This window comes from Mycobacterium stomatepiae (assembly GCF_010731715.1).
Classification (GTDB): Bacteria; Actinomycetota; Actinomycetes; order Mycobacteriales; family Mycobacteriaceae; genus Mycobacterium; species Mycobacterium stomatepiae.
Genome location: NZ_AP022587.1, coordinates 5,953,124 through 5,971,543 on the forward strand (window position 1 = coordinate 5,953,124; position 18,420 = coordinate 5,971,543).

General features: G+C 62.8%; 14 protein-coding genes and 10 pseudogenes. 17 read left to right on the forward strand and 7 right to left on the reverse strand.

Annotated features, from left to right (window positions below; genetic code table 11):
• The first annotated feature begins 44 nt into the window (after positions 1 to 44).
• From G6N54_RS28160 to G6N54_RS28185, 6 genes and pseudogenes are all read left to right on the forward strand, one after another.
• Positions 45 to 1,304 carry an IS30 family transposase gene (locus tag G6N54_RS28160; RefSeq protein WP_456299235.1) on the forward strand — a complete coding sequence of 420 codons (1,260 nt, stop codon included), beginning with the start codon at positions 45 to 47 and terminating at the stop codon, positions 1,302 to 1,304.
• A 329-nt stretch (positions 1,305 to 1,633) separates the two neighbouring features.
• Positions 1,634 to 2,203, forward strand: a pseudogene (locus G6N54_RS28165) (acyl-ACP desaturase); the annotation flags it as partial.
• A 519-nt stretch (positions 2,204 to 2,722) separates the two neighbouring features.
• On the forward strand, positions 2,723 to 3,364 hold the full coding sequence (locus G6N54_RS28170; protein WP_163793972.1) for an SGNH/GDSL hydrolase family protein: 642 nt from the start codon (positions 2,723 to 2,725) through the stop codon (positions 3,362 to 3,364).
• Positions 3,365 to 3,408: 44 nt separating this feature from the next.
• A pseudogene (locus tag G6N54_RS28175) lies at positions 3,409 to 3,543 on the forward strand (IS3 family transposase); the annotation flags it as partial.
• Positions 3,544 to 3,993: 450 nt separating this feature from the next.
• On the forward strand, positions 3,994 to 4,350 hold the full coding sequence (locus tag G6N54_RS31790) for a nuclear transport factor 2 family protein (RefSeq protein WP_408632605.1): 357 nt from the start codon (positions 3,994 to 3,996) through the stop codon (positions 4,348 to 4,350).
• Between the two features lie 210 nt (positions 4,351 to 4,560).
• Positions 4,561 to 4,830, forward strand: a pseudogene (locus tag G6N54_RS28185) (transposase); the annotation flags it as partial.
• Between the two features lie 16 nt (positions 4,831 to 4,846).
• On the opposite strand, the gene G6N54_RS30835 reads toward G6N54_RS28185, so the two are convergent.
• The 3 genes and pseudogenes from G6N54_RS30835 to G6N54_RS30845 all read right to left on the reverse strand — a co-directional run bounded on the left by G6N54_RS30835 (position 4,847) and on the right by G6N54_RS30845 (position 5,903).
• Positions 4,847 to 5,131 carry a transposase gene (locus tag G6N54_RS30835; RefSeq protein WP_232073066.1) on the reverse strand — a complete coding sequence of 95 codons (285 nt, stop codon included), beginning with the start codon at positions 5,129 to 5,131 and terminating at the stop codon, positions 4,847 to 4,849.
• Between the two features lie 10 nt (positions 5,132 to 5,141).
• Positions 5,142 to 5,204: pseudogene (locus tag G6N54_RS30840) on the reverse strand (hypothetical protein); the annotation flags it as partial.
• Positions 5,205 to 5,282: 78 nt separating this feature from the next.
• Complete coding sequence (locus tag G6N54_RS30845; protein WP_232073068.1) at positions 5,283 to 5,903, reverse strand: IS110 family transposase; 621 nt, start codon at positions 5,901 to 5,903, stop codon at positions 5,283 to 5,285.
• Positions 5,904 to 6,002: 99 nt separating this feature from the next.
• Between G6N54_RS30845 and G6N54_RS28195 the strand changes: the two are divergent.
• The 4 genes and pseudogenes from G6N54_RS28195 to G6N54_RS28210 form a co-directional block, all read left to right on the forward strand.
• A pseudogene (locus tag G6N54_RS28195) lies at positions 6,003 to 6,212 on the forward strand (IS256 family transposase); the annotation flags it as partial.
• Between the two features lie 44 nt (positions 6,213 to 6,256).
• Positions 6,257 to 7,514, forward strand: a pseudogene (locus G6N54_RS28200) (IS30 family transposase).
• A gap of 367 nt (positions 7,515 to 7,881) precedes the next feature.
• On the forward strand, positions 7,882 to 8,124 hold the full coding sequence (locus G6N54_RS28205; protein ID WP_163793976.1) for an alpha/beta hydrolase family protein: 243 nt from the start codon (positions 7,882 to 7,884) through the stop codon (positions 8,122 to 8,124).
• Between the two features lie 140 nt (positions 8,125 to 8,264).
• Complete coding sequence (locus G6N54_RS28210; protein ID WP_269475874.1) at positions 8,265 to 8,405, forward strand: WhiB family transcriptional regulator; 141 nt, start codon at positions 8,265 to 8,267, stop codon at positions 8,403 to 8,405.
• A gap of 96 nt (positions 8,406 to 8,501) precedes the next feature.
• Here the strand turns inward: G6N54_RS28210 and G6N54_RS30850 are convergent, their stop codons facing one another.
• Together G6N54_RS30850 and G6N54_RS30855 are read right to left on the reverse strand one after the other, a co-directional pair.
• Positions 8,502 to 8,930, reverse strand: coding sequence for a PE/PPE C-terminal domain-containing protein (locus G6N54_RS30850; RefSeq protein ID WP_232073075.1), 429 nt, complete (start codon positions 8,928 to 8,930; stop codon positions 8,502 to 8,504).
• Positions 8,879 to 9,652 (reverse strand): annotated as a pseudogene (locus G6N54_RS30855) (PPE family protein). Before G6N54_RS30855 ends, G6N54_RS30850 begins: the two are co-directional and overlap by 52 nt.
• A gap of 281 nt (positions 9,653 to 9,933) precedes the next feature.
• Here G6N54_RS30855 and G6N54_RS28220 point away from each other — a divergent pair.
• The 7 genes and pseudogenes from G6N54_RS28220 to G6N54_RS28250 all read left to right on the forward strand — a co-directional run bounded on the left by G6N54_RS28220 (position 9,934) and on the right by G6N54_RS28250 (position 17,069).
• A pseudogene (locus G6N54_RS28220) lies at positions 9,934 to 12,286 on the forward strand (sulfatase-like hydrolase/transferase).
• Positions 12,287 to 13,089: 803 nt separating this feature from the next.
• Positions 13,090 to 13,641, forward strand: a pseudogene (locus G6N54_RS28225) (PPE family protein); the annotation flags it as partial.
• 206 nt (positions 13,642 to 13,847) lie between these two features.
• Positions 13,848 to 14,327 carry a hypothetical protein gene (locus G6N54_RS28230; RefSeq protein ID WP_163793980.1) on the forward strand — a complete coding sequence of 160 codons (480 nt, stop codon included), beginning with the start codon at positions 13,848 to 13,850 and terminating at the stop codon, positions 14,325 to 14,327.
• Positions 14,328 to 14,387: 60 nt separating this feature from the next.
• Complete coding sequence (locus G6N54_RS28235) at positions 14,388 to 14,606, forward strand: hypothetical protein (RefSeq protein WP_163793982.1); 219 nt, start codon at positions 14,388 to 14,390, stop codon at positions 14,604 to 14,606.
• A 182-nt stretch (positions 14,607 to 14,788) separates the two neighbouring features.
• Complete coding sequence (locus G6N54_RS28240) at positions 14,789 to 15,868, forward strand: PE family protein (RefSeq protein WP_232073077.1); 1,080 nt, start codon at positions 14,789 to 14,791, stop codon at positions 15,866 to 15,868.
• 351 nt (positions 15,869 to 16,219) lie between these two features.
• Positions 16,220 to 16,339, forward strand: a pseudogene (locus tag G6N54_RS28245) (LuxR C-terminal-related transcriptional regulator); the annotation flags it as partial.
• 76 nt (positions 16,340 to 16,415) lie between these two features.
• The gene (locus tag G6N54_RS28250; protein ID WP_163793988.1) at positions 16,416 to 17,069 is read left to right on the forward strand and encodes a GntR family transcriptional regulator; all 654 of its coding nucleotides are present in this window, start codon (positions 16,416 to 16,418) and stop codon (positions 17,067 to 17,069) included.
• A gap of 18 nt (positions 17,070 to 17,087) precedes the next feature.
• Here G6N54_RS28250 and G6N54_RS28255 read toward each other — a convergent pair whose 3' ends face one another.
• Positions 17,088 to 17,852: a sensor domain-containing protein gene (locus tag G6N54_RS28255; RefSeq protein WP_264078298.1), complete on the reverse strand. Its 765-nt coding sequence runs from the start codon at positions 17,850 to 17,852 to the stop codon at positions 17,088 to 17,090.
• Positions 17,849 to 18,406 carry an MFS transporter gene (locus G6N54_RS30860; RefSeq protein ID WP_232073079.1) on the reverse strand — a complete coding sequence of 186 codons (558 nt, stop codon included), beginning with the start codon at positions 18,404 to 18,406 and terminating at the stop codon, positions 17,849 to 17,851. Before G6N54_RS30860 ends, G6N54_RS28255 begins: the two co-directional genes overlap by 4 nt.
• Positions 18,407 to 18,420 lie beyond the last annotated feature (14 nt).

The following is an 18,420-nucleotide window of genomic DNA, read 5'->3' on the forward strand; positions in this document are numbered from 1 at the left end:
TGAGTTCAAGGGGTGGTTGCAACACTTCGTAGTTAGGGGTGTTGATGACGGGTCAGCCTCAGTTGTTGGTGGTGCAGCGGCGGTATTGGGATTTGATCGCTGCGGGATGGTCCTCGGAGGATGCCGGGGTGGCGGTCGGCGTGTCGGCGACGTGCGGTAGCAAGTGGTTTCGCAGGTTTGGTGGTGTGAATCCACGATGGTCAAAGCCTCAAGGACAGCGACGGCCGCGGCTGTCGGCGGATGAGCGTGAACAGATCATGATCGGCACCGCGCACGGTGAGTCGATCCGTTCGATGGCGCGCCGGTTGGGCCGGGCGCCGTCGACGATCATGCGCGAGATTGCCCACAACGGTGTCATGCGAGGGCATGTGGGCCGTTATCGCGCCCGGTATCGGTTCGGGGCCCGCCGGGCCGGTTGGGACGCGAAGTCGGGCTACTCGGCGCGCATCGCTCAGCGGCGCAGCGAGCAACGGGCGCGTCGACCCAAGACCGGCAAGTTGGGCCGCTGTGAGCAATTGCGGGCCGAGGTGCAAGCGTTGTTGGTCAACAAGTACAGCCCCGAACAGATCGCCGGGGTATTGACCGCGACCTATCCTGACCGCCCGGAGATGCAGGTGTCCCACGAAACCATCTACCAGGCGCTTTACGTGCAAGGGCGCGGAGAACTGCGCCGGGAACTGAGGACATGCCTGCGCACCGGGCGCGCGTTGCGTAAACCGCGCCGACGGGCCCGCGCCGGTGACGGCCGCGGCCGTATCCAAGGCATGGTCAACATCAGTGAGCGGCCCGCCGAAGCTAACGACCGCGCCGTGCCAGGCCATTGGGAAGGAGACCTGATCATCGGCAAGGACCAGGCCTCTCAAATCGGCACGCTGGTTGAACGTTCCACCGGATATGTCCGACTGCTGCACCTACCCCATACCCGTAGCGCCGAGGCCGTCGCCGAGGCCATGATCGCCGCGGTCAAAGACCTGCCCGCCACCTTGCGCCGCACCGTGACCTGGGACCAAGGCCACGAAATGGCCCACCACGCCCGCATCAGCATCGACACCGGCATCGAGGTTTACTTCTGCGATCCCCACTCACCCTGGCAGCGCGGTAGCAATGAGAACACCAACGGCCTACTACGGCAATACTTTCCAAAGGGCACCGACCTTTCGGTGCACGACGCCGAACACCTCGCCTACGTCGCCGACGAACTCAACGGACGACCCCGAAAACGCTTCAACTGGGACAACCCCACCAACCGCCTCAACAAGCTACTGTCCACCCCGACAGACACAACTGTTGCAACCAAACCTTGAATCCACCCGGCGTGTCGCCGCCAGAGCACGCTCGGCGAGAAGAGTGCGAGCGCGAAGTCCAGTCGCCGCTGAATAGCCCGCCCTCTAGTGACGTCCGCCTAGGGCTCCGGTTCACCGGTGATTTCCATGCCGACGCTGTGCGTAGATAGCAATCCTGCGCCCGTGTCTACTGCGAAACGCGGCCGCGATAAAAATCAGCGCATTCACTGATGCTGTCAATCAGTGCCCCCACATAGATTCCTCACCGTTACGCGGAAATCAGCAGCGACCCGACGATGGGGTGACATGTCAGCCGAACTGACCGACCAGCAGCTTTTGCACGAACTTGAAACTACTTCGCCAGCCGATTGACAGACTCGGTCATCTACGTCAGCTTCCAGGAACTGGCCACCCGGATCTTTCACCGCAACACCGGCAAGGTCTGCAACGACCCGATCGCTGACCAGTTGATGGCCAGGATCTCCGCCGACGAGAACTTGCACATGATCTTCTATCGCGACGTCGCCGAAGCCGCCTTCGACGTCGCCCCCAACCAGACCATGGCGTCGTTGCAGCTCATCTTGCGGAATTTCAGGATGCCCGGTTTCGCCGTGCCTGGATTCCGGCGCAAGGCGGTGATCATCGCTGTCGGCGGTGTGTACGACATTCGGATCCACCTCGACGAGGTCGTCAAGCCAATCTTGAAGAAGTGGCGCATTTTTGAGCGCGAGGACTTCACCGGTGAGGGCGCCAGGTTGCGCGACGACCTCGGCGCGCTGATCGACGAGCTGGAAATCGAATGCGACAAATTCGAACAGTCCAAGAGCCGCTACCTCGAGCGGCAGGCTCGCCGCACCGACCACAACCTCGCCCGCAAAGTCCTGACCACCGAGGGCACGCTCGGCATGAGTAGGCGCTAACCCGACGGTTGCACCGCAACAAGGTGACGCGACCGAGGAGCGCAGCCTCGTCACGGTCGGGCAGGGAGCCGGCTGATAACACCCTATCGAAACAAAGCTACTAAAACAGATTCGAATTGGTTTAGTTATTTATAGCCGATCTCAAACCTCGAACTGGACGCCGTACATCAGCAGTCAAATCCCGTCGTATTAACTGTTGCAAAACGTGTGTTTTCGTCGATGTGCTTCTCGCGTCGGAAACGCGACACCCCCCTTGCCGCGATTGCAAAGCCGCAGGTCCGACGGGATAACGTGCGCCACGTGCCGCGAATTTTACTCCCGCCGAATCAAGCGTTTGTCGCGTGGTTCATGGCTCGCTAAGAATCGCCGCGCACATACATTACAGAATGAAATCAAAGTGGTAACTGATATTGGAGTTCACCGCGTCGAAGATGATGATCGAATTCGAACAATTGGCGTCTTTATGCATCTCCGATACGCACATTGATTGGAATCCCGGTGAACCCATACAGAACCGTCGTGACTGTACTGGCCAGCGTCGTGACCCTCGAGGTGGCGATGATCGTTTCGCCCTTCTCCATGGCCGCGTTACGAGCCGACGTGAAATCCCCCGCGGTCATCGCCCTCGGCGACAGCTACATCTCCGGGGAAGGCGGACGGTGGCAAGGAAACGGCGAAGCCTCCATGCCAGGCAGTCGACACGGCACCGATCTCGCTGCCTACCTCTGCGGCCCCTGGGAAACGGTGTGCGCGCACGACCCCAAACGGGTGTACGGAACGTCCTTCAAGAACGGCTGCGATCGATCCAGCGGCGCCGAAATCACCTACGTGTCCCAAGTCCAAGTCGGCAACCGCAACTACACCATTGCCCAGCCAGACCGCGTCAACGTTGCGTGCTCGGGCGCCACCACTGCCGATATCGACCAATCGTCATTCAAAGGTGAACCGAGACAAGTAGACCAACTCATGCAGTATGCCCTGGCCAAAGACATCAAACTCATAGCGGTATCGATCGGCGGCAACGACATCAAATTCCGAGACATGGCCGGAGAATGCGTCAAGGACTTCATCACCCACGGCGCACACTGCAACCCGACATTGGCAGTCGAGCTCAACCAGCCTGGCTGGCCTGAACCCGATCGGTTGATCCATGGCTTATGAGAGTCTTGCGGCCCCCGTTGTGGGTAGGAAGGCTCGACAAGATTATGGCGACGAGGAAGTGGCACAGTCCCGAGCAGATTGTGCGTAAGCTGGCCGCGGCCGACCGGCTGCTGGCCGAGGGTAAGGACACCGCGGCGGTGTGCCACGAGCTGGGTGTCGCTGAAGCGAAGTATCACCGCGGCCTCCACACGTGGGATGCCCTCGATGACTCCGGCATCGATTAGCGCCTGGCGCTTCCACCGAAACAGGGTGGCCTGACAGATCCCGGTCTGGACCGCCACGGCAGCGACAGGTTGACCCGATCGCAGCCAACGATTTGCCGGCGGGCTGAAGACGAATACATACGGGGCATGTGACCTCCCGATGATCACTCTGCCCCCAGCTCCCACAACGGTGGACCTACAATCACGGGTACAGATCTCGTGGACCAGTTCACGCGGTTCGGTCACGCGAGTGGCACTTGCGCCGGACGCGGCAGGCTTCAACCGCTTAATCGTGGCCGAGTTTTACGCGATGCCCGAGGACAGTCCGCACGCCACGCCACCACCCTCGACACCGAAATCGCCTTACCTAGACCGAACTCTCGCACAGGCGCTACATTCGTTCGTATGACTGTCCTCGCCGAGTATATGGACGCGTGGGTAGCTGCTGATCCCTTGAGGATCGTGGCGACTGTGACCGATGACTGCGTGATTACTGAATGCTATGGGCCTATCTACCGCGGGCGAAACAGGGTGCGCGACTGGGCAGAGACGTGGTTCGAAACTGGTGGGCAAGTCCATTCGTGGAGGGTTACTGACGTATTCTCGACCGATAATGATGTGGCTGCACAATGGGTGTTCGACTACACGTGGAATAACAAGCGACGCCGTTTCGAGGGAGCAACAATCGCACGACTGGCCAACGGTCTCATCGCGGAACTACGTGAATACGAGACGAGTGCAGAACTGTATGAATGGACTGGGTCTTGGCGCACAGTACCCTAACTGGAAGGTCCCGGAATCCAGAGCGGTGCTGACCGTACCGACAGTCTCACCTGGACGATGATCGAGGAACGATTTCGCGGCCACCGTCACGCCGAAATTATTCTGAGCATGCCTGGTTTCGGCGTCATCCTGGCCTGACCCCGATTGGTTGGTCCATGGTTTATGAGAGTCTTTCGGCCCGCGTTGTGGGTAGGAAGGCTCGACAAGATTATGGCGACGAGGGAAGTGGCACAGTCCCGAGCAGATTGTGCGTAAGCTGACGGCGGCTGTCCGGCTGCTGGCCGAGGGTAAGGCACCGCGGCGGTCTGCTGTGAACTGGGTGTCTCCGAGGCTACCTATCACCGGTGGCGCAACCAGTTCGGTCGGCTGAAGGCCGAGGATGCCAAACGTCTCAAGGACCTCGAACGCGAGAACGCCACCCTCGAGCGGTCGTTGGCGGATGCCGAGTGGGAAAAGTACGCGCTGCGGCAGATCGTCAAGGACGCTCCTAGAGATGTCAAGTGCTGAGTTTCGCGTAGTCGGCGCGCAGCGCGTGAAAGATCTCGCGAGCCAGGTAACGCTTCTGGCATCGGATGATTTCGGGCATTGACAGGCCCTCGCTGGTGCAGCGGTCGGCGTAGGCACGGCTGCGGGGGTCGTAGCGCAGCCGGACGACTGTGGCGATATGAAGGGCGCTGTTGCTGGCCCGGTCACCGCCGCGGTGCAGCCGGTGTCGGTTGGTTTTGCCCGACGATGCTGGGATCGGGGCCGACACCGCAGAGGTGAGCGAACGCGGCTTCACTGCGTAGCCTGTCGGGGTTGTCGCCGATGGTGATCAGTAATGCGGAGATGGTATCTGGGCCAAGCCCGAACACAGCACTGGTGGCAGGTGCGGCAGCTTGGATGAGTTCATCGAGTTGCTTTCGTAGGGAACGTTTTTCGGTGTCAAGATGTTAAACCCGTAGGGCTATCGAGCGCAAGGCATGTTTAGCTCCCTGGACTGGCTCGGCGAGGTTGGTCAGGTCGGGCCGCAGACGTGCGCAGGCGGTGACCAGTTGTGCCGGGGATAGGGACCGCAGCTGGGTGCGTAACGGCTCGGGAGCGGTGATGACCATCGAGCGCAGGGTGTTCAGGGCGGCTGTGCGGGCCTTGACCGCTCCGTTGCGGGCGATGCGCAGCATCCGGATGGCCTCGATCGGACCGTCGGCGAGCTTCGGTGCGCCGCTTGCCTTGCCTGCCAGCGCGGTTCGCGCTGCAGCTTCATCGTCGATGGGATCGCTCTTGCCGCGCTGGCGGCGGATACGTCGGTCAGGACGTGACACTTCGAGCACTTCGATGCCTTGATCGTGCAGGTAGCGAGCCAGTCCGGCCCCGTAGGCCCCGGTTCCTTCGACGCCGACTTGACCTAGTTTCCCCTTCCCGCACATCCATGTCAGCATTGATGCGTAACCGGCTGGTGTGGCAGGGAATTCGGCATCGGCGATCAGTCGGCCGTTGAGGTCGATGACCGCGGCGTGATGCGTTGCCGCGCGGGTGTGGACACCGCCAATGATGGATCGTTTGCTGGCTGCCATAGCAGGACTTGTTCCTCTCCGGGGCGTGTCAGATGGTTTGTGTAGCGGTGGCTGCTGATGAATGGAGCAGTATCGGTGGATGTGATCACTGACGGGCCGATGTCGGGCGCTGATGCTGTTCAGGGCTTGCAGTCCGCAGGTGTGTTGGACGATGTGTTGGCCAAGATCGACGCCGGCCAGTTGCAGTTGACCGGTGAGGGCGGGTTCTTACCTGAGATGGTCAAAGCGGTTCTGGAGCGTGGACTGGCTGCCGAGCTGACCGACCACTTGGGCTATGAGAAGGGTGATCCGATCGGGCGTGAACTTCCTTGAGTTCAAGGGGTGGTTGCAACACTTCGTAGTTAGGGGTGTTGATGACGGGTCAGCCTCAGTTGTTGGTGGTGCAGCGGCGGTATTGGGATTTGATCGCTGCGGGATGGTCCTCGGAGGATGCCGGGGTGGCGGTCGGCGTGTCGGCGACGTGCGGTAGCAAGTGGTTTCGCAGGTTTGGTGGTGTGAATCCACGATGGTCAAAGCCTCAAGGACAGCGACGGCCGCGGCTGTCGGCGGATGAGCGTGAACAGATCATGATCGGCACCGCGCACGGTGAGTCGATCCGTTCGATGGCGCGCCGGTTGGGCCGGGCGCCGTCGACGATCATGCGCGAGATTGCCCACAACGGTGTCATGCGAGGGCATGTGGGCCGTTATCGCGCCCGGTATCGGTTCGGGCCCGCCGGGCCGGTTGGGACGCGAAGTCGGGCTACTCGGCGCGCATCGCTCAGCGGCGCAGCGAGCAACGGGCGCGTCGACCCAAGACCGGCAAGTTGGGCCGCTGTGAGCAATTGCGGGCCGAGGTGCAAGCGTTGTTGGTCAACAAGTACAGCCCCGAACAGATCGCCGGGGTATTGACCGCGACCTATCCTGACCGCCCGGAGATGCAGGTGTCCCACGAAACCATCTACCAGGCGCTTTACGTGCAAGGGCGCGGAGAACTGCGCCGGGAACTGAGGACATGCCTGCGCACCGGGCGCGCGTTGCGTAAACCGCGCCGACGGGCCCGCGCCGGTGACGGCCGCGGCCGTATCCAAGGCATGGTCAACATCAGTGAGCGGCCCGCCGAAGCTAACGACCGCGCCGTGCCAGGCCATTGGGAAGGAGACCTGATCATCGGCAGGACCAGGCCTCTCAAATCGGCACGCTGGTTGAACGTTCCACCGGATATGTCCGACTGCTGCACCTACCCCATACCCGTAGCGCCGAGGCCGTCGCCGAGGCCATGATCGCCGCGGTCAAAGACCTGCCCGCCACCTTGCGCCGCACCGTGACCTGGGACCAAGGCCACGAAATGGCCCACCACGCCCGCATCAGCATCGACACCGGCATCGAGGTTTACTTCTGCGATCCCCACTCACCCTGGCAGCGCGGTAGCAATGAGAACACCAACGGCCTACTACGGCAATACTTTCCAAAGGGCACCGACCTTTCGGTGCACGACGCCGAACACCTCGCCTACGTCGCCGACGAACTCAACGGACGACCCCGAAAACGCTTCAACTGGGACAACCCCACCAACCGCCTCAACAAGCTACTGTCCACCCCGACAGACACAACTGTTGCAACCAAACCTTGAATCCACCTTCCCAATGCCCGTAACGGGTTCACACCCAAGACCGTGGCCAGTGAGGTCGGTGATGTCGGGTTGGCGATCCCGCACGAGCCGGCGAGGGCAGTTTCGCGGGCTTGTCAAGGTAGCTGTGTAAGGTGTTGCGGCGGTTTGTCTTTGGGTCGTAGTGGGAGTCGGTCGGGGAATTGGATGGTGACGGTGTTGGGTGGCGCACCAGCTTCCTGCAGGAGCCCGGCACCGTGCTGGGAACCTTCTGCCGCTGTGGGGAAAACCGTTGTTGGCGTTGGCTCCCGGGGAGAAGACCGACATGGAGGCCGTGCGTCGACTGACCGCTGCCGTGGACTAGGCGCCATTAGAGGTGCCACGTCAGCGATTGGACCGGCCCGTCATGCTCGCCGAGGGCGGCAACGACGAATTATGTGTGCCCGGTACGGTGGTCCGCCTTGCCCACGATCTGCGCGCCAAGGGCAGCGAGGTTGATTACCATTTCTATCCCGAGGCGGGCCATCTCGCGGCGCCGCACCACGCGTTCGTCGACGCCCTGCAGTTTGTGCGCCGCATCGCCCCCTCGTGCCAAGGTTCGCAGCCAGACATCTCAGACCTGGTGCCGCGATAAACCTCGGAGCTTTGACCGATGATGGCCCGTCTGCGCTGAGACAGGCTCACTGTTGTGGCTAAGGTAACTGAGGCCGGTTCGGTTCCCGAGCCAATGCCTTTGGCGGGTGGCGCGGTCGAGCATTGGCAGGACCGCGTACTATGTGCCACAACCGATCCCAGGTCTTCTTTCCCCACGATAAGAGCCCCGACCGTGATGCCAAATCGGTCTGTCTGTCTTGCCGGGTGCGCGAGCAGTGCTTGGAGTACGCCATGGAACATGACGAGCGCTTTGGTGCCTAGGGCGGCTTGTCGGCGCGCGAGCGTCGGCTTCGGCGGCTGGAAATCGGACGCTGGGTCAACTAGTGGTCGAAAACGCCGAAAGCGACCCGTGGGCGCTCACCCCGCCGACGGCAGCCGCGTCCCGAAGGTGGGCCGGAAACCGTATTGCGGCGTGGGGCGGCCGTAGGAACGGGTCGCCGGTGCGCCGCCCGGCATGCCGGGTACGGCAGTTGTGCTCGGGGGCGCAACCATGGGTGTGCCTGCCGGCGCCGAGGCCACCGTGACCGCCGACGGAGGCATTGACGCCCAACCCGCCGGGACCGATAGCGGTCCGATCAATGCTGCCTTGCCGACGCCGGCGGTCGCCGCCGCGCCGCCCACGTGTGCGGCTTCCACGGATTCGGTGGCGGCCGACGCCAGTGCGGCGCCGGCGGTGTCACTGAGTGCCGACGCGGTCTGTCCGCCGTTGAGCCCCATGAAGTCGGTGACATTGCCTAACCAGTTGCCGGGCATGAAGAACGCTGATGAGAAGATCGTGTCCCACAAGGTGGCGTTGGGTCCTCAGTTGCTCCACAAGGTCTGCAACCATGGCGGCACCGGTGGACCGCAGCCGAGCCGGCGAATAGGTGGTCCGGCGAGCGGCCGGCGTGGGTCTCCGACCGCGGGGAAGCAAGTTCCTGCAGGGCGTCGGGTATCGACGTAATCAATTGCTGCCAAGCCGATTTGTCGACCCCGCTGCCTTCTCGCGCGGCGTCAAAAGTAGCAGTGGCCAGCGCGCCCATGTTGCTCACGACCGGTGTCGGTGTCGAGAAGGGAACCAACCGTGTGGCGGTAGCCGATGCGCTTGCATAGCTGTACATCGCGATGGCGTCCTGGGCCCACATTTCATCGTACTGCGCTTCGACGGCCGCGATCGCCAGTGAGTTGTGACCCAAGGAGTTGGTGGAGACCAACTCGACCGGGCGGATGCGATTGTCCACGACAGTATCGGGCGAAATGGTCTGTGCGAAGGCGGTTTCGTAAGCGCGCGCCGCCGCCGCGGCGTGGTCGGCCGCCAGCTCCGCCTATCGTGCCGCGTTGGTCAGCCACGTCACGAAAGCGGTTGCCGCAGTAGCCATCGAGGCTGCCGCCGGGCCGCGCCATTCGTCATCGGTCAGCGCCGCGACAACGTTTCGATACGAAAGTGACATAAGGTGCAGTTCGGCGGCGAGCCCTTGACATCCCGAGGAAGCAGCCAGCATGGGTGCCGACCCGGGACCGGAATGCATTCGTGCCGAGTTGATTTAGGGCGGCAATGCGGAGAAGTCGATCGTGGCGCGCAATCGTTGACCTGTCCTTTCATTTCGGTTGCGCCTCGGTCACGACGGGCAACCTAGAGGACGATGCGATTGACGCATAAGTATGAGATTGGTAGGAACGTATATGATTCGGTGGTGAGACGGCACCATGTGACCAGACTGGGAAATCGAGCGGTTAGTAGGGTGTGGCCGTCGGGCGGCGACCGACTCACGCGCAAGGGGCGCGCAGCATGATGAAGTGAGGCAGAAAATTGGCGGCAGAGTTCAAAGGCAAGATCGAGCTGGATATCCGTGATTCGGAGCCGGATTGGGGCCCGTACGCGGCGCCGACAGCCCCGGAGAATTCTCCGAATATCCTGTACCTGGTATGGGATGACACCGGTATCGCCACGTGGGACTGCTTCGGCGGCATGGTGGAGATGCCGGCCATGTCGCGGATTGCCGAGCGGGGTGTGCGACTGTCGCAGTTTCACACGACCGCACTGTGTTCCCCGACCCGGGCGTCGCTGCTAACCGGCCGTAACGCCACCACGGTGGGGATGGCCACGATCGAAGAGCTCACCGACGGGTTTCCGAACTGCAACGGCCGCATCCCGTTTGAGACGGCACTGCTGCCGGAGGTGCTGGCCGAGCGTGGTTACAACACTTACTGTGTCGGCAAGTGGCACCTCACTCCGCTCGAGGAGGCCAATCTAGCGTCGACGAAGCGGCACTGGCCTACCTCACGCGGCTTCGAGCGGTTCTACGGGTTCATGGGCGGCGAGACCGACCAGTGGTACCCCGACCTGGTCTACGACAACCACCCGGTCGATCCGCCCGGCACGCCGGAGGACGGCTACCACCTGTCCAAGGACCTCGCCGACAAGACGATCGAATTCATCCGTGATGCCAAGGTGATTGCGCCGGACAAGCCGTGGTTCAGCTATGTGTGCCCCGGTGCCGGATATGCCCCCCATCATGTCTTCAAGGAGTGGGCCGACAAGTACGCTGGCAAGTTCGACATGGGCTACGAGAAATACCGCGAGATCGTGCTGGAAAACCAAAAGGCCATGGGGCTGATCCCCATCGAAACCGAACTGCCCCCGATCAACCCGTACCTGGATGTCAAGGGCCCTAACGGAGAAGACTGGCCACAGCAGGACACCGTGCGACCCTGGCGCTCGCTGGACCGCAAAGAGAAGAAGCTCTTCAGCCGGATGGCCGAGGTGTTCGCCGGCTTCCTGAGCTACACCGACGCCCAGATCGGTCGGATCCTGGACTATCTCGAGGAGTCCGGTCAGTTGGACAACACGATCATCGTGGTGATCTCCGACAACGGCGCCAGCGGTGAGGGCGGCCCCAACGGATCGGTGAACGAGGGCAAGTTCTTCAACGGGTACATCGACACCGTCGAGGAGAGCATGAAGCTCTTCGACCAGCTGGGTGGGCCCGAGACGTTCAACCATTACCCGATCGGCTGGGCAATGGCGTTCAACACGCCCTACAAGCTCTACAAGCGCTATGCCTCCCATGAGGGTGGTATCGCCGATCCCGCTATCATCTTCTGGCCCAACGGGATCGCGGCTCACGGTGAGATTCGCGACAACTATGTCAACGTCTCCGACATCACCCCCACCGTCTATGACCTGCTGGACATGAGCCCGCCGGAGACGGTCAAGGGCATCACCCAGAAGCCGCTGGACGGCGTGAGTTTCAAGGCGGCCCTGGACGATCCGGCCGCCGAGACCGGAAAGCACACGCAGTTCTACACGATGCTGGGCACCCGTGGGATCTGGCACAACGGTTGGTTCGCCAACACCGTGCACGCCGCCTCTCCAGCAGGTTGGTCCAACTTCGATGCCGATCGTTGGGAGCTTTTCCACATCGAGGCCGACCGCAGCCAGTATGAGGACTTGGCTGCCAAGCATCCCGAGAAGCTGGAAGAGCTCAAGGCGCTGTGGTTTTCGGAGGCCGCCAAGTACAACGGTCTGCCGCTTTCGGATCTCAATGTGGTCGAGACGAGCAATCAGTGGCGGCCTAACCTGTCCGGCGAGCGGGTCAGCTACACGTACTATCCCGACTGTGCGGGCGTGGGCGTGGGTGCTGCGCCGGAGATCCGGGGCCGATCGTTCGCCGTGCTGGCCGACGTGACCGTGGATACCGCCGGCGCCGAGGGCGTGCTGTTCAAGCAAGGCGGCGCGCACGGCGGGCATGTGTTGTTCATCCAGGACGGATGCCTGCATTACGTCTACAACTTCCTCGGTGAGCAGCAACAGCTGATCTCGTCCCCGGAGCCGGTGCCATTGGGGCGTCACGTCTTCGGTGTCCGGTTCTCGCGGATGGGAACGGCGCAAAATAGCCACACACCCATTGGGGACGTGTCGCTGTTCATCGACGAGCGTGTGGTCGAGGCTCAGGCCGGGGTGATCACCCATCCGGGAACCTTCAGTTTGGCCGGAGCCAGCATCACGGTGGGCCGCAACGACGGGTCACCCGTGTCGAGCCGCTACGAGGCGCCGTTCCGATTCATCGGCGGGACACATCACCAGTGTCAGTCTCGACTTTTCCGGCCGGCCTTATGCCGACGTGGAGAGGGAGCTGGCAATGGCGTTCGCCCGCGACTAAAACCGCTACCGGCCATCAATAGTGTCGATGCGGGGTGCTGTCTCTCGAGGGAGTGGGCAGCACCCCGCATAACGCCGCGGTGACTCGCCATGTGGATCGGTGGACTCGCATAACGCCCAAGGGTGACGAGGATGGGCCGATGTCGCCCGATCATGGCGCGACGCCAGTCATTGGCGCCACGGTTGACCAGCGGACTGACGCTCCTGCGACGCGTGGCTGGTTTGTGCGCCCGCGCGCGGGGGATCCTGGGCCCGGATCCTGCTGCACGACTTTGGACTTGAAGCGGCTGCGGTCGGTTTGGTCGGCTACTTCGACCCGCAGTGGTTTGGTGCGCAGCCCGGTTTCAGTGGAGTCTGCGGCCGACACCGCGCCCCGTATGCCCAGCAGCTTCCGCCAAAGATGTTGTTCTTCAACGACTTCCTCAGTCGGATCCCTTGCCACCGACTCGACGAGCAATATTATGCAGCGTAGCAGCGCGGCCCCGCGGCCCACGGCGGGCAATCTGAGGTGGCACCTCACCGCTGCTTTCCTTGCTACCGCGGAGCCAGGGGAGTTGGAGTACTTCGTTCATCGCACCTTGGCCGACGGCAGGTATTGCTGGCACTTGCGGCCAGCGGATCCCGAAGGCAAGTCTTCTGGCGTTTCAAACAGTGGGGGTCTGGCGTGACTAATCTGACCGCATACCTCAAAGAGCTTAATTGTCAACGTATTAGAAGGAACCCGCGCGGTCGTTAACCCGACCAGTCCGGTATGGCCGCGCAGAATCCGGCGTGTCTCATCTTGTGGAAGTAAGAGGTGGTCCGATGACAACGCCGATATGGATGGCATCGCCTCCAGAGGTGCAGTCGATCCTGTTAAGCGCCGGTCCCGGCCCGGGGTCCATGTTGGCCGCCGCCGCCGAATGGTCGCGCCTGAGCGAGCAATACGCCCAGACTGCAACCGAATTGGCTGCAGTTCTTGTCGATGCCCAGGCTGACTCGTGGCAGGGTCCAACTGCCGGTCGGTACGTCGCGGCGCACCTTCTCTATCTGGCGTGGCTCGACGCCACTGCGGCGGATTACGCCACGACGGCTACGCTTCACGAAGCAGCCGCAGGAGCGTATGCCGCCACGCTGGTCGCAATGCCCACCCAGGCGGAATTGGCGCTCAATCACACCGTGCACGCGGCGCTGATGGCGACCAACTTCTTCGGCATGAACACGATTCCGCTTGCGGTCAACGAAGCAGACTACGTACGCATGTGGGTGCAGGCGGCCGAGACGATGTTCGCCTACCAGGCGGCGTCAGCTGCCGCTTTGACCGCAGTGCCTACCGTCCAGCCGACACCCCGGATCGTCGGGAAGGGGAGCGGCTCCCGGATGGACGACATGGGCTCGGGCACGGCGACATCCGGAATGGATATGGGTCCGCCGACACCGACGACCGGATTGATCAACCAGATCAAGTGGATGATCCAGCAGATCCTGCAGCAGCTGGAATTCCTAATCAAGTGGATCTTCGATCCGTCGACGTTCACGCCCAACAGATTGTGCAGGCGCTGTTTCACACGCTGTGGACCTTGGTGACTCAGCTGATCCCGGACCTGATCATGCACCCCGGGACCGGCAATTTCTTCCTGGTGTTGGTGTATGCATCGATGGCGTTGGTGCATGCGAGTCAGCTGGTGATGCCCTACCTGCTCCCGCTGATCGCGCCGGCGTCGTTGCTCGGCATCGCGGGCCTGGGAAGCTTGGGGGCGCTCGGCGCAATCCCGATGCCTGGGGGTACCGCGCCCGCGCCGGCGATGAATGGTTCCGTCCCGATTCCGGCAGCCCGCGACCGCCTTGCCGCCCTTGCCGCGGCGCCTGTCGCTGGTGCCAGCGAGCCGACGGCACCACCGCACGCCCCGGCGCCCGCCGCCAGTAGCGCGGTAACCGGCCCGCCGGCGCCGGCTGCATTGCCGCCCTGCGTCGTGGTCCCCGCCCCTCCGTTCGGTGGTGAGCTCGGGCCACAGGCGGATGTCGCGACAGCGGTTGCAGCGCAGGCAACTTCAGCACGGTGACACGTCGATACGACAGCGCGCTCCGCCACGGCGGCCAGAAGACAGTCCAGGGCCAAGGACATGGCCCACCGCTACGAATACATGGAGCTGACCCCCGGCGACGCACCGGAACTGGACGCGCCCCGCCTCTCAAACGCGCAGGGTGCCGGGCGACTGGGATTCACCGGCACCGTCCATGCCGACAGGCAAGGCAGGGGGCTCATCCACCGGCCCACCGCCGACCTCGTAAGCGACGACGCACCACTGCTGCCCGGCACCTGGGACCAGACCGACGGCTAACCCGCGCCGGGCCCATCACGATCGGTGGGCATCTACGACATCAAGCGCGAGGCGAAGTCAGACATTTGACCGATGATCAGACGTCGGAACCCTGTCTAACGTGAGCGCTGTGTCGAGGACCACACGGCACCTGGTTCTGTGATGGCCTTCAACGTTGAGGGGAGTTGTGAAACGTGTCAATCGTGAGCGTCGCACCGGAGTGTGTCGCTGCGGTAACTAGCGACCTAGCGGGTATCGGTTCGGTGATCGAGGACGCCACCGCTGCCGCAGCCGTGCCGACCGCGGCGGTGGTGGCTCCGGCCGCCGATACGGTGTCGGCCCAGATTGCCCAGTTGTTCACCGGACACGCGCAGGTGTATCAGTCGGTCAGCGCGCGGGCCGCCGCGTTCCACACGAACTTCGTCCAGACGTTCAGCAGCAGCATCGCCAGCTACGCGCGCGCCGGGGCGGCCAACCACGCCCCGCTGCGCACACTGCCCGCCAGTGCGATCGGATCGATGATCACGGCCCGTAATCCGCTGGGGCCACTGCTGTTACGCGATCACAGCGGACTCCTCGCAAGCCGCGCCCACCTGACCGCGAACGGTCGGCATCTGTCTGTTACCGGGCACGACCGCCTCGGCAGCCTCGGCTCGGGCGCGCTTTCTCCGGAGGCGATCGCGTCGCGGCATGGGTTCGCCCGCCAGGGTGGCCTCAACGGGGCACCACCGCCGCCTCCTCCCAACGTCGAACCCCGCTTTCCCTTCTTCCACCAGGTGCTCCCCAACCAGATCGGCTACTGGCGCACCCTGTTCGAGGCACTGAAAACGCTGAATCCCGAGACGATTTGGAACGCCGTCAAAACGGTGACCACGCAGATGGTGCAGAACTTCTCCCGGGTGATGGGTAACCTCACCGACTTCAGCTTCTTCCTGCATGGCGGTTTGCGTGGCTTCGAAATCTTCTTCGGCACGCCGCTCGCCCTGGCGATCGACTTCCTCGGTGCGCCGGTCAACGCGCTGATCGCGCTGCAGACCAGCGTCTCCGCGTTCACCGCCGCCCTGCACGCCGGCAACGTGCTCGGAGCGTTGACTGCTGTCGTCGAGGCGCCGGTCAAAATGGCCAACGCGTTCCTGTTCGGCCAGACCATGGTGGATTGGACACTGCCAGTGCAGTTCCTGCCGGCACTGACCTCCCTGGAGATTCAGATACCGATGGGCGATCTGTTCGCGCCCCTGCGCAGCGGCGCCATCATCGTCAACGGGGCGCTCCGAACATCATGAAAGGCGCGCAATTCGGCGGCTTCTTCTCCGGTGTGCGCGACGTCGGCCGCCAACTCGAGCAGCTGATCAGCCTGTCAGCAGGTGAATGATGTGTCATGGCAGACTAGGGCTCGCGCTTGATGCTCTCTGAATACGGTGTCGTAGGCGCTATTACGCTGCGGGCATCAACGCAGCAAGCAGGTGGTACTCCTCGAAAAGTGTTCTGCAGTAGGAAATCTGATTATTTTGCTTTGTGCGTGGCACCCGAAGTGGGGACGTCGTGCCGTCGCGATCGCCTTGTAGGCAGACCCTCGCTGACCAGCATGACCACCTCGTGCTCGGTCGGCGTCAGCGACTCCCACCCGTAGGACGCGACTATTCGTGTCGCCAAAGAGGGTCGCCACCCACCTGACCCACATCTACAGGAAGCTCGGACTGCGCTCCCGGGTGCAACTGGCACAACAAGCCAGCCAGTGGGCCACCAGCGCATAGTAGCGCCGGGTCCGTACTGGCCGAGAGCCGCCACGCTCCTCTAGAATCCGACATGGATCCAAGGAAGGGATGGGGCATGGCTGCCAAGGACGGCTCCAGCGCGTCGGCGCGTGCTTACCAGCATCTGCGAGACCGCATCGTCTCCGGAAGCATTGCCTCCGGAGAAATGTTGAGTGAGAACGATATTGCACAGTCCCTCGAAATGAGCCGTACCCCGGTGCGGTTGGCCTTGGTCCAGTTGCAGCACGAGGGGTGGGTGCGGATCTATCCGAAGCGCGGCGCGTTGGTGCGCGGATTATCCGACGATGACGTGCGCCAGCTGTTGCAAGCGCGGCTGGTGTTGGAAACCGGTGGTGTGCTTGATCTTTCACAACAAGATCGCACCGAGCTGGGGGTGACGCTGAAACAGATCGTCGACGAGGAAGCCGCGGCGGTCGACGCGGGGGACTGGGCCCGCTTTGCCACGTTGTCATTACAGTTCCATCGCGCATTCGTGGCCGCGGGCGGCAACACTTATCTCACGGATTTCTACGACCAGATTCGCGACCGCCAAGCCGTGCTGCTCAATCAGAGCCAATCGGTGAACGAGCCGCGGGCGGCGGAGTTGATCGACGAACACCGCTCGCTGGCCGCAGCCGTGGAACGGGATGACCGCCAGGCACTATTGGAGCGTCTGAGGATGCATCTGGACGACGCCTACGGCGGCGACTCGGAACACCGGTCCGCTTAACTGTTGAGCCACCGGCGTTTACGGAAGCGCGCTGATGTTGTACATCATGGCCCGGGCGATGGTGACCGCACTCGTATTCATCTCACCCGGCTTTGGGTGTGTGGGCTTGAACCGGCGGGAGTATTCCACTTTCACCTCGACAAGGCAGTTGCCGCGCACTCCCAGCGCCCGGACCGTGTAGATCGGGTCGGCGTCAAGATCCAAGGTGGGAAAATGCATCCGCACGGTGGCGGCCAGAATAGCGGGGGCAACGTCGACGTTGGTGATCGTGGCGTCGACCTTCGTCTCACCTACCCGAAAGCTTTGCCGCGCATCGTCACAGCGGTGCCATTGTTCAGCGAACGTGTCGAACAATGTCTGCGCATCGCGTGGTGAGGCGACGCTGACCACGCCCTCCTCCACGTCGAGGACGAAAGCCCTTCTGGTGCTGGGCTTCCACGTCTCGACGGCGACGTTCCTGACGCCGGTCGATTGATATACATTGCGTTCGAGCATCCGTGCGACACCAAGGCAATCGGGCGGCCCTGGCACCGCATCAGTGCGCAGCACTTCCGGGCCACCGACCTGCGGCGCGGGCAGCCGACCGAGCCGGAACGGCTGATCGAAGATTCCGGAAAGTGCCCCGTTCCCGAGCATCACTCGCTGAATTGTGCTACCAATGACCGAGTTTGGCGTCAGATGCACTGCAGAGCGGGCATTGCCGCTGACGACCGACGTGCACCCAGAGATCAACACAGCGGCGCCAAGCACCGTGATCACACCGAACGAATACCGCTGCTTCATGCCGTCACCGCCTCACACGGCCGCTGATCCGCCGTGATGTGCACGACGCGAAACACCGCTGACGTCGCGGCCAGGCCGGCCAAAACCAGCAGCGGTGCCGTCACACCGGCAAAAGGTCGGAAGACGATCAACACCACTGGTAGCGCAAATCCAAGGTAAGCGCCGATGTAAAACAATCCGGTCAGGATCCCGCGGATCTCGGCGGGCGCCATCGACTCGACATCGCTGAGGCCGTCGCGCAAGCAGAGCCCGTATCCGCAACCAAGCAGCAACGCAGTGACCAGAAACAGCGGCATGCTGGGAGCCGGGCCACCCGCTGCGGCAAGAAGAAAACCAATCGCGGCCAACGTGGCGCCCGCAACGCCGGCCTGCGGCCCCGCATTCATGCGCCGCGCGATGAGCTGGATAACGGCGCCCGAACCGAGCGTCACCGCGGCCGCGATACCGGGAACCCAAGGGCCGCTGTAACGTTCGCCGATGCGCGCGGCCATCGTGACCATCGCGACGCTCGCCGACGAGAACACCCACACCGCCATCGGCAAGGCTGACTTCAACGTCAGTGAGGTGC